The following is a 10,135-nucleotide window of genomic DNA, read 5'->3' on the forward strand; positions in this document are numbered from 1 at the left end:
CCCCTCGGCACCACCCCCTACCTGCGCGCCGAGATCGTCTACGCCGTCACCCACGAAGGCGCCCTGCACCTCGACGACATCCTCACCCGCCGCACCCACCTGTCCATCGAAACCCCCGACCGCGGCACCGCCGTCGCCGCCGAAGCCGCCGCCCTCGCCGCACCCCACCTCGGCTGGGACAGCACCGACATCGCCCGCGAAATCGAGCGCTACACCACCCGCGTCGCCGCCGAACTCGACGCCCAACACCAACCCGACGACGCCACCGCCGACGCCATCCGCCGCACCGCACCCGACTCCCGCGCCACCCCCGTCGACGCCTGAGCATCTGCTGTCCCGGGTAACCGGCGGCTCGTTGCGGGCCCGCGCAGCCCGCTGACACCCCGGCATCGCGCGCCCCCACCCGAGGCGTGCGGCGCCGGGGGACAGGGGAGTCACCGAATACCGAACACACAACATCGGCCCGACCCCCGAACACACTGCTGGGCAGCACCGCGAACACATGGCAGCATCAGCACCGTGAGCACACCCGCCACCGAGCAACATCTGCGCGACCTGGCCAGGCTCCGGCGCGTGCGCGACCGCATCGACCGCGAATACGCCCAACCCCTCGACGTCGAAGCCCTCGCCCGCGACGCCCACATGTCCGCAGGCCACCTCAGCCGCCAGTTCAAACAGGCCTACGGCGAATCCCCCTACTCCTACCTCATGACCCGCCGCATCGAACGCGCCATGGCTCTGCTGCGCGCCGGCGAACTCAGCGTCACCGAAGTCTGCTTCGCCGTCGGCTGCCAATCCCTCGGCACCTTCAGCACCCGCTTCACCGAACTCGTCGGCATGCCACCCAGCGCCTACCGCCGCGAAGCCGCCCACACCGACGGCATGCCCTCCTGCGTCGCCAAAAAGGTCACCAGACCGATCAGGAATCGAGAAGCGCCGCTCTCACCACAGCAATTAGCGTGACCACCATGACCAACGACCTCACCATCGCCCAAACCTACCTACCGCACACCGACCCAGAAGCCGCCATCGGCTTCTACCGCGACGTCCTCGGATTCGAAGTCCGCAACGACGTCGGCTACCAAGGCATGCACTGGATCACCGTCGGCCCACCCGACCAACCGGCCACCTCGATCGTGCTCTACCCACCCGAGGCCGACCCCGGCGTCACCGACGACGAACGCCGCACCATCACCGAAATGATGGCCAAAGGCACCTACGCCAGCCTCAACCTCGCCACCAAAGACGTCGACGGCGTCTTCGACCAACTCCAAGCCAACGGCGCCGAAGTAGTCCAGGAACCCACCGACCAGCCCTACGGCATCCGCGACTGCGCCATCCGCGACCCCTCGGGCAACCTGCTGCGCATCCAGCAGATCAGCTGACCCACCGACCCCGCACCGGCAGCAACCACACAGCATCCACCGGTGCGGGGAATCGGCACGCCACCACCGGCGCACCGCATACGATCACGCACAACACCCGCTCGGCCCGCACCGGCCGCGTTCGCGAACAGATGGAGACCTCACCATGAGCCCGGCCACGACCAAGGACACCGCACCGGCCGCCCTGCCCCTGGCCGACAGCCACGACACCATCCGTGTCCAAGGCGCCCGCGAGAACAACCTCAAAGACATCAGCGTCGACATCCCCAAACGCCGCCTCACCGTCTTCACCGGCGTCTCCGGCTCCGGCAAGAGCTCACTGGTCTTCTCCACCATCGCCGCCGAATCCCAGCGGATGATCAACGAAACCTACAGCGCCTTCGTCCAAGGGTTCATGCCCAACCTCGCCCGCCCCGACGTCGACGCCCTCGACGGCCTCACCACCGCCATCATCGTCGACCAAGAACGCATGGGCGCCAACGTCCGCTCCACCGTCGGCACCGCCACCGACGCCAACGCCCTGCTGCGCATCCTGTTCAGCCGCCTCGGCACACCCCACATCGGCTCACCCCAAGCGTTCTCCTTCAACGTCGCCTCCATCAGCGGCGCAGGCGCGGTCACCATCGAAAAAGCCGGGCACACCGTCAAAGAACGCCGCAGCTTCAGCATCACCGGCGGCATGTGCCCACGCTGCGAAGGCATGGGCAAAGTCTCCGACTTCGACCTCACCCAGCTCTACGACGACAGCAAATCCCTGCGCGAAGGCGCCCTCACCATCCCCGGCTACAGCATGGACGGCTGGTACGGACGCATCTTCATGGGCTCCGGCTTCCTCGACCCCGACAAACCCATCCGCAAATACACCAAACGCGAACTCAACGACCTGCTCTACAAAGAACCCACCCGCATCAAGGTCGACAACGTCAACGTCACCTACGAAGGCCTCATCCCACGCATCCAGAAATCGTTCCTGTCCAAGGACCGCGAAGCGATGCAACCCCACATCCGCGCCTTCGTCGACCGCGCCATCACCTTCACCACCTGCCCCGAATGCGACGGCACCCGCCTCACCGAAGCCGCCCGCTCCTCCAAGATCAACGGCATCTCCATCGCCGACGCCTGCGCCATGCAGATCAGCGACCTCGCCGACTGGGTCCGCGACCTCGACGAACCCTCCGTCGCACCACTGCTCACCACCCTGCGCCACACCCTCGAAGGCTTCGTCGAAATCGGCCTCGGCTACCTGTCCCTCGACCGCCCCGCAGGCACCCTCTCCGGCGGAGAAGCCCAACGCACCAAGATGATCCGCCACCTCGGCTCCGCCCTCACCGACGTCACCTACGTCTTCGACGAACCCACCATCGGCCTGCACCCGCACGACATCCAACGCATGAACGACCTGCTGCTGCGGCTGCGCGACAAAGGCAACACCGTGCTCGTCGTCGAACACAAACCCGAAGCCATCGCCATCGCCGACCACGTCATCGACCTCGGCCCCGGCGCGGGCACCGGCGGCGGAACAGTCTGCTACGAAGGCGATATCGACGGCCTGCGCGCCAGCGACACCCTCACCGGCCGCCACCTCGGCTACCGCGCCACCCTCAAAGAAACCGTGCGCACACCCGACGGCGCCCTCGAAATCCGCGGCGCGAACCAGAACAACCTCGTCGACGTCGACGTCGACATCCCCACCGGCGTACTCACCGTCGTCACCGGCGTCGCCGGCTCCGGCAAGAGCTCCCTCATCCACGGCAACCTCGCCCGCCGCGACGGCGTCGTCGTCATCGACCAAGGCGCCATCAAAGGCTCCCGCCGCTCCAACCCCGCCACCTACACCGGCCTGCTCGACCCCATCCGCAAAGCCTTCGCCAAAGCCAACGGCGTCAAACCCGCACTGTTCTCGGCCAACTCCGAAGGCGCCTGCCCCGCCTGCAACGGCGCCGGCGTCATCTACACCGACCTCGGCATGATGGCCACCATGGAAACCCCCTGCGAGGAATGCGAGGGCAAACGATTCCTCGCCGAAGTGCTCGACTACAAACTCGGCGGCCGCGACATCAGCGAAGTCCTCGCCATGCCCGTCGCCGAAGCCGAAGAATTCTTCGGCTCCGGCGAAGCCCGCACCCCCGCCGCACACAAGATCCTGCAACGCCTCGCCGACGTCGGCCTCGGCTACCTCACCATCGGGCAACCACTGACCACCCTGTCCGGCGGCGAACGCCAACGCCTCAAACTGGCCACCCACATGGGGGAGAAGGGCGGGGTCTACATCCTCGACGAACCCACCACCGGCCTGCACCTCGCCGACGTCGACAACCTGCTCGGCCTGCTCGACCGGCTCGTCGACGCCGGCAAAACCGTCATCGTCATCGAACACCACCAAGCCGTGATGGCCCACGCCGACTGGATCATCGACCTCGGCCCCGGCGCAGGCCACGACGGCGGCAAAGTCGTCTTCGAAGGCACCCCCGCCGACCTCGTCGCCGACCGCTCCACCCTCACCGGCGAACACCTCGCCGACTACGTGGGAGCCTGACCCACCCATCGCCGCCCGCCGTCCGAACACCCGATACCCGACGGCGGGCGCCGAGGTAAGACTCGCCCGTCGAGCGACACCAATAGGGCATGGCCACTTCCACGCGCCCACACCCCGACCCGCCCCGACCACGGTGCCCATCGACCGACATCCGCGACTGGCGCAGACGATGGCTGGTGGCGTCCGGATTCCCGCCGTGGTTGGCTGACACCGTGGCCTCCGATCCCACCATCGACCTCCTCGCGCTGGCCCAACTCGTCGACCAGGGCTGCACACCGGAACTGGCGGTGCGCATCCTCGCGCCGATGCCAGGAATCGAGACCCCGCCGTGAGCACCGTCAACCCCACCACCGCCGACGCCACCCGCCCACAGACCGATCAGGAATGGCTGACCGATCTCACCGACGACGGCCCCGCCGGCCACCACGCCATCGCCCGCCTGCGCGAAGTCCTGCTACGCGCCACCCGCCACCAGATCTGGCGGCTACGCCACCTGCTGACCGGTGCAGGCGCCGACGAACTCGAAGATCTCGCCCAACAATGCGCCGACGACGCCGTGATCGCCGTATTGCGCCAACTCCCGACCTTCCAAGGCCGCAGCCGATTCACCACCTGGGCCTACAAATTCGGCGTACACCACGCCGGAGTCGCGGTACGCCGCCAGGCCTGGCGGCACCGGGAAATACTGCTGCCCGACGCCCTGACATCGATCGCCGACAGATCGCCCACGCCGGACGCCGTCTTCGACGCCACCGAACTCGGCCGCGCGGTAGAAGCCGCCATCGTCGGCGAGCTCACCCCGCATCAACGGCGCATCCTGCTGGCCCTGGTGGTGGAGCAGGTGCCGATCGACGTGCTGGCCGAACGTCTCGGCAGCACCCGCAACGCCCTCTACAAAACCCTGCACGACGCCCGTCGCCGGCTGCGAACCGCCCTCATCGCCAGCGGACATCTCGACACCCGCACCGATCGGAGCATCCCATGACCGATCCGCACACCGGCCCCGGCGCCGACATCATCGCCGCACTGCTGGCCGATACCAGCCCCTACCTGTCCTGCGACGAATGCTTCGAGCGGATCGACGAATACGTCGAACGCCGCATCGCCGACCCGAGCTACGACGACCTCGCCATGCGCGTGCACCTGGCCGGATGCGGCGCATGCGCCGAAGAGGCAGCGGCCCTGCACGATTTGCTCGCCGGCCATCACGAACCGCGGCAGTAGCGGCGCGAAAACTTCGCCGCTCGCAGGTAAGACCGGCCCCGCCACCGCCACTAACAGTGTGGACCGGTTGCGCTCGGCAGGAACCCGAGCGCACCCCACCGGGGCCGGTCGTCCCTCGCATCGTTATCAGGAGAAACGAATGACTGCGCAAGCCACCAGCACCCAGCACACCGCCGGCCTCACCGAACCCGGCTATCAAGCGTTCTGGGCCTTGCGGCTCGGATTCGGCGTACTGCCCATCCTGTTCGGGCTCGACAAATTCGCAAACGTTCTCACCGATGACTGGACTCGTTACCTCGCTGGATTCGTGAACGACCTCGTTCCCGGCGATGCGGCCACTGCGATGAACATCGTCGGGGTGATCGAAATCGTCGCCGGGATCGCCGTGCTCGTGTTCCCGCGCCTGGGTGCGCCGCTCGTCGCGGCCTGGCTCGGCGGGATCATCGTCAACCTGCTGATCGTCGGCGGCTATGGCGATATCGCTCTGCGCGACTTCGGCCTGATGGCCGCGGCCCTGGTCCTGAGCCGCCTGGCGTGGGCCTATCCGAATGGACTGCCTACCCGGCAATCGTGATATCCGGCCGCAAGTAGACGGCACGGCGACGGAGAACCCCTCCCTATATTCGTCACAGTGACGAATATAGGGAGGGGTTCTGTTGCATCAGGGGAGTGGGCCGAACCGAGCCCTGCCCGACAATGTGGTGCGAGCTCGGCGCGATATCGTCCGTCGAGTAGGCACTTCGCGCACATCGGCACGCGATGCCGCGCTCCACAGGCGGTGCTTTGCCTCCGGCCTCGCACGGGGCGGCCCACAGAGATCCGAACGACCACACACCACAGCGCCGCGACCTGACATAACGCCGTCGCAGGCTGCGCGTGCCAAGAACGACAGCAACTGCATACAGACGACGAGTGCATGCATTGTCGAGCAGTGACCCTTCGCGGGCGCGGACCGGACCTCGGCGGGCACCTGCTCATAAACGTCATCTTCAGCGCGGCAGTCGGAGCTGATCCGCCCCTTCCGGCCGCGCCGTAGAACTACCGATAATCAACATTACGTCAACTAGTCGGGATCAGGGCCATCCCCTCCGAGCCGGTCGCTATCGTCACCGTGTGTCACAGATCGACGGCCCGCGGCGTCTAGTTGAGTGACACACGGGCCGATCAGCGGACAGGAGTGACGGATGGACAGTGCACCGGGAAATGTGGGTGGCCGGGTGGATGCTGCCACCGAGACCTTTCTCGCGCACCGCAATCTGCTGTTCACCGTGGCCTACGAGTTGCTCGGTTCGGCGGCCGATGCCGAGGATGTGTTGCAGGAGACGTGGCTGCGGTGGGCCGAGGTCGATCTGCCGACGGTGCGGGACCGGCGGGCCTATCTGGTGCGCATCACCACCCGGCAGGCATTGACCCGGCTGCGCACACTCGGGCGCCGCCGCGAATCCTATGTCGGCCCGTGGCTGCCTGAACCGCTGCTGACCTCCCCCGACGTTGCCGAGGACGTCGAGTTGGCCGACAGCGTGTCGATGGCGATGCTGCTGGTCCTGGAGACGCTGGCGCCGGTCGAGCGGGCAGTGTTCGTCCTGCGTGAGGTCTTCGCCCTCGGCTACGACGAGATCGCCGAGGCCGTCGACAAGAGCCAGGCCGCGGTGCGCCAGATCGCCCACCGCGCGCGTGAGCATGTGGCGGCGCGTCGCCCGCGTGGGCCCGTGTCGGCGGATGAGACCCGCAGTGCGCTCGTGGCGTTCCAGCGGGCGCTGCACACCGGTGATGTGCAGGCGCTGCTGGATGTGCTGGCGCCGGAGGTGGTGCTGCTCGGCGACGGCGGCGGCATCAAGCAGGCGTTGCCGCGGCCGGTGGTGGGTGCGCTGCCGGTGGCGAAGTTGCTGATGCACGGCTGGAAACGGGTGGGTCCGGTAGCGTCGTTCGAGCTCACGCTGGTCAATGGCAGGCCCGCGGGTGTGCTGCGACTGGACGGCGAACTGGACAGCGTGTTGTCGCTGCGGATCGACGACGGGCTGATCACCGGTATGTACGCGGTGCGCAATCCGGAGAAGTTGTCGCGAATGGAGCGTGTGGTCGCGGTGAGTCGCTGAGCGCCTGCCGCCCGGCACCGCTCCCCTGCGCCCGTCGGCTCGGACGGGAAATCCGGTATCGCAAACCCCGCACGGCGGACACTTGAATGGGTAATACTTCTGAATGTGTCCACCACCTCGGACTTCGAGCGCATGCTCCGTGGTGCTGCACTGCGTGTGACGGCGCCGCGCGTGGCGGTGCTGTCGGCCGTGCACGAACATCCCCACTCCGATACCGATTCGATTCTGCGATCGGTGCGCCAGACGTTGGGCGCGGTCTCTCATCAGGCGGTGTACGACGTGCTGCGTGCCTTGACGGCGGCGGGTTTGCTGCGCCGGATCCAGCCGATGGGGTCGGTCGCGCGGTATGAGACCCGGGTCGGTGACAACCATCATCATGTGGTGTGCCGCGGCTGTGGCGCGATCGCCGATGTGGAGTGCGCGGTCGGTGCGGCGCCGTGCCTGACCGCGTCCGATGACAACGGTTTCGTACTCGATGAGGCCGAGGTCATTTATTGGGGCGTGTGCCCCGAATGCTCGTCGTCCATGCCCTCACACGGGTGATCACAGCCCGGTTCACCCCTCCTCGAAAGGAACGTCGTGTCTGACAAGCCACCTACCAGTGAGAACACTGCCAGTGTCAGTGAGAGCGAGAACCCGGTAATCCCCTCGCCCACCCCGAAGGCGAGCCGGCCGCGGTCCAATCGTGACTGGTGGCCGGATCAGGTGGATCTGCAAGTGCTGCACCAGCATTCGGAGTTGTCGAATCCGTTCGGACCCGATTTCGACTATGCGCGTGAGTTCGCGTCGTTGGATGTCGAGGCGGTCAAACGCGATGTGTTCGAGGTGATGACGACCTCGCAGGACTGGTGGCCGGCCGATTACGGCCACTATGGTCCGTTGTTCATCCGGATGAGCTGGCATGCGGCGGGAACCTATCGGATCGCGGATGGTCGCGGTGGCGGTGGTGAGGGCGCCCAGCGGTTCGCTCCGCTGAACAGCTGGCCCGATAACGCGAGCTTGGACAAGGCGCGCCGGTTGTTGTGGCCGATCAAGCAGAAGTACGGCCGGAAGTTGTCGTGGGCGGATCTGCTGGTGTTCGCCGGTAACTGTGCGTTGGAGTCGATGGGTTTGCCGACCTTCGGTTTCGCGTTCGGTCGGGAGGACATCTGGGAGCCGGATCAGGTGTTCTGGGGTCCGGAGGATACCTGGCTCGGCGATGAGCGCTACAGCGGTGATCGGGAGCTGGCCAAACCGTATGCGGCGGTGCAGATGGGTTTGATCTATGTGAATCCCGAAGGCCCGAACGGTGTGCCGGATCCGGTGGCCGCGGCGCGCGATATCCGGGAGACGTTCGCCCGGATGGCGATGAACGATGTGGAGACCGCGGCGTTGATCGTGGGTGGTCACACCTTCGGCAAGACCCATGGTGCGGGTCCGGCGGACGGTGTGGGTCCGGAGCCGGAGGGGGCGCCGCTCGAGGATCAGGGTCTGGGGTGGAAGAACAGTTTCGGCACTGGTGTGGGCGCGCATGCGATCACCAGTGGTCTGGAGGGTACGTGGACGCCGACGCCGACGAAGTGGGACAACACGTTCCTGGAGACGCTCTACGGTCATGAGTGGGAAATGACCAAGAGCCCGGCCGGTGCGTGGCAGTGGATTCCGAAGGATGGTGCGTCCGCGGACGCGGTGCCGGATGCGCACGATCCGTCGAAGTCGCATCCGCCGGTGATGTTGACGACGGATCTGTCGTTGCGGATGGATCCGGTGTACGAGCAGATCACGCGTCGCTGGCTGGAGCATCCGGAGGAGTTGACCGAGGAGTTCGCCAAGGCCTGGTACAAGCTGCTGCACCGCGATATGGGTCCGGTGTCGCGGTATCTGGGTCCGTGGGTGCCGGAGCCGCAGTTGTGGCAGGACCCGGTGCCGGAGGTCGATCACGAGTTGATCGACGCCGAGGATATCGCGGCGTTGAAGTCGCAGATCTTGTCGTCGGGTCTGTCGGTGGCGCAGTTGGTGTCGACGGCGTGGGCGGCGGCGTCGTCGTTCCGTGGCACCGATAAGCGTGGTGGCGCCAATGGCGGCCGGATCCGGTTGCAGCCGCAGCGTGGCTGGGAGGTCAACGAGCCCGATGAGTTGGCGCAGGTGGTGCGTGTGCTCGAGGGCGTTCAGGAGTCGTTCAATTCCGGTCAGAGCGGGAACAAGCGGGTGTCGTTCGCGGATCTGGTGGTGCTGGGCGGTTGTGCGGCGGTCGAGGCGGCGGCCAAGGACGCCGGGGTGCCGGTGTTGGTTCCGTTCACGCCGGGGCGGACCGATGCCACGCAGGAGCAGACCGATGTGGAGTCGTTCGCCGTCCTCGAGCCCAGCGCGGACGGGTTCCGCAACTATTACGGCAAGGGCAATCTGCTGGCGGCCGAGCATCTGCTGGTCGACAAGGCGAATCTGCTGGGTTTGACGGCGCCGGAGATGACGGTGCTGGTCGGTGGTTTGCGCATGTTGGGTGCGAATTATCAGCAGTCGCCGTTGGGTGTGCTGAGTTCGGCGCCGGGTGCGCTGACCAACGACTTCTTCGTGAATCTGCTCGATATGGGTACGAGGTGGGAGAAGTCGGAGGCCGACGACGGCACCTATGTCGGTAAGGATCGGGTGTCGGGTGCGCCGAAGTGGACGGCGAGCCGGGTGGATCTGGTGTTCGGTTCGAATTCGCAGTTGCGGGCGTTGGCGGAGGTGTATGCCACCGATGACGCGAAGGAGAAGTTCGTCGCCGATTTCGTGGCGGCGTGGAACAAGGTGATGAATGCGGATCGGTTCGATCTGAAGTGAGTAGGGCGGCGAGCAAATCGTGCAGGGCCGCTGCCTCTTCGGCGCATGCGCCGCATCCGGCCAGGTGCACGCGCATGGCGAGGTCGTCGTAG

General features: G+C 66.5%; 11 protein-coding genes. All 11 read left to right on the forward strand.

Annotated features, from left to right (window positions below; all coding sequences use genetic code 11):
• Positions 1-324: glycerol-3-phosphate dehydrogenase C-terminal domain-containing protein (locus tag GV790_RS28210; protein ID WP_306043406.1), on the forward strand; the 324-nt coding region annotated here is incomplete at its 5' end.
• A gap of 195 nt (positions 325-519) precedes the next feature.
• Positions 520-963, forward strand: a complete 444-nt coding sequence (locus tag GV790_RS28215) for a helix-turn-helix transcriptional regulator (RefSeq protein WP_081597397.1) — start codon at positions 520-522, stop codon at positions 961-963.
• Positions 964-968: 5 nt separating this feature from the next.
• On the forward strand, positions 969-1,385 hold the full coding sequence (locus GV790_RS28220; RefSeq protein ID WP_163817782.1) for a VOC family protein: 417 nt from the start codon (positions 969-971) through the stop codon (positions 1,383-1,385).
• Positions 1,386-1,530: 145 nt separating this feature from the next.
• On the forward strand, positions 1,531-3,921 hold the full coding sequence (locus GV790_RS28225; protein WP_163817784.1) for an ATP-binding cassette domain-containing protein: 2,391 nt from the start codon (positions 1,531-1,533) through the stop codon (positions 3,919-3,921).
• 200 nt (positions 3,922-4,121) lie between these two features.
• On the forward strand, positions 4,122-4,253 hold the full coding sequence (locus GV790_RS31455; protein WP_256673584.1) for a hypothetical protein: 132 nt from the start codon (positions 4,122-4,124) through the stop codon (positions 4,251-4,253).
• The gene (locus tag GV790_RS28235) at positions 4,250-4,906 is read left to right on the forward strand and encodes an RNA polymerase sigma factor (RefSeq protein ID WP_163817788.1); all 657 of its coding nucleotides are present in this window, start codon (positions 4,250-4,252) and stop codon (positions 4,904-4,906) included. The genes GV790_RS31455 and GV790_RS28235 overlap by 4 nt, the downstream gene beginning before the upstream one ends.
• Entirely contained in the window at positions 4,903-5,145 is a 243-nt protein-coding gene (locus GV790_RS28240; protein ID WP_163817789.1) for a hypothetical protein, read from the forward strand. The genes GV790_RS28235 and GV790_RS28240 overlap by 4 nt, the downstream gene beginning before the upstream one ends.
• A 139-nt stretch (positions 5,146-5,284) precedes the next feature.
• On the forward strand, positions 5,285-5,719 hold the full coding sequence (locus tag GV790_RS28245; RefSeq protein WP_163817799.1) for a hypothetical protein: 435 nt from the start codon (positions 5,285-5,287) through the stop codon (positions 5,717-5,719).
• 610 nt (positions 5,720-6,329) lie between these two features.
• Positions 6,330-7,241, forward strand: a complete 912-nt coding sequence (locus GV790_RS28250; RefSeq protein ID WP_163817791.1) for an RNA polymerase sigma-70 factor — start codon at positions 6,330-6,332, stop codon at positions 7,239-7,241.
• Between the two features lie 105 nt (positions 7,242-7,346).
• Positions 7,347-7,784 (forward strand): Fur family transcriptional regulator, encoded by a 438-nt coding sequence (locus GV790_RS28255; protein WP_163817793.1) that lies wholly within the window; start codon positions 7,347-7,349, stop codon positions 7,782-7,784.
• A 36-nt stretch (positions 7,785-7,820) separates the two neighbouring features.
• Entirely contained in the window at positions 7,821-10,043 is a 2,223-nt protein-coding gene (katG, locus tag GV790_RS28260; protein WP_163817795.1) for a catalase/peroxidase HPI, read from the forward strand.
• The last annotated feature ends 92 nt before the right edge of the window (positions 10,044-10,135 follow it).

Source organism: Nocardia cyriacigeorgica, from assembly GCF_010858045.1.
In the GTDB taxonomy this organism is placed as follows: domain Bacteria; phylum Actinomycetota; class Actinomycetes; order Mycobacteriales; family Mycobacteriaceae; genus Nocardia; species Nocardia cyriacigeorgica_E.

Bases quoted from the DNA above. Each gene is read 5' to 3' on its own strand.
- GV790_RS28220 (WP_163817782.1), top strand. From the start codon at position 969: ATGACCAACGACCTCACCATCGCCCAAACCTACCTACCGCACACCGAC.
- GV790_RS28250 (WP_163817791.1), top strand. From the start codon at position 6,330: ATGGACAGTGCACCGGGAAATGTGGGTGGCCGGGTGGATGCTGCCACC.
- GV790_RS28240 (WP_163817789.1), top strand. From the start codon at position 4,903: ATGACCGATCCGCACACCGGCCCCGGCGCCGACATCATCGCCGCACTG.
- GV790_RS28225 (WP_163817784.1), top strand. From the start codon at position 1,531: ATGAGCCCGGCCACGACCAAGGACACCGCACCGGCCGCCCTGCCCCTG.
- GV790_RS28245 (WP_163817799.1), top strand. From the start codon at position 5,285: ATGACTGCGCAAGCCACCAGCACCCAGCACACCGCCGGCCTCACCGAA.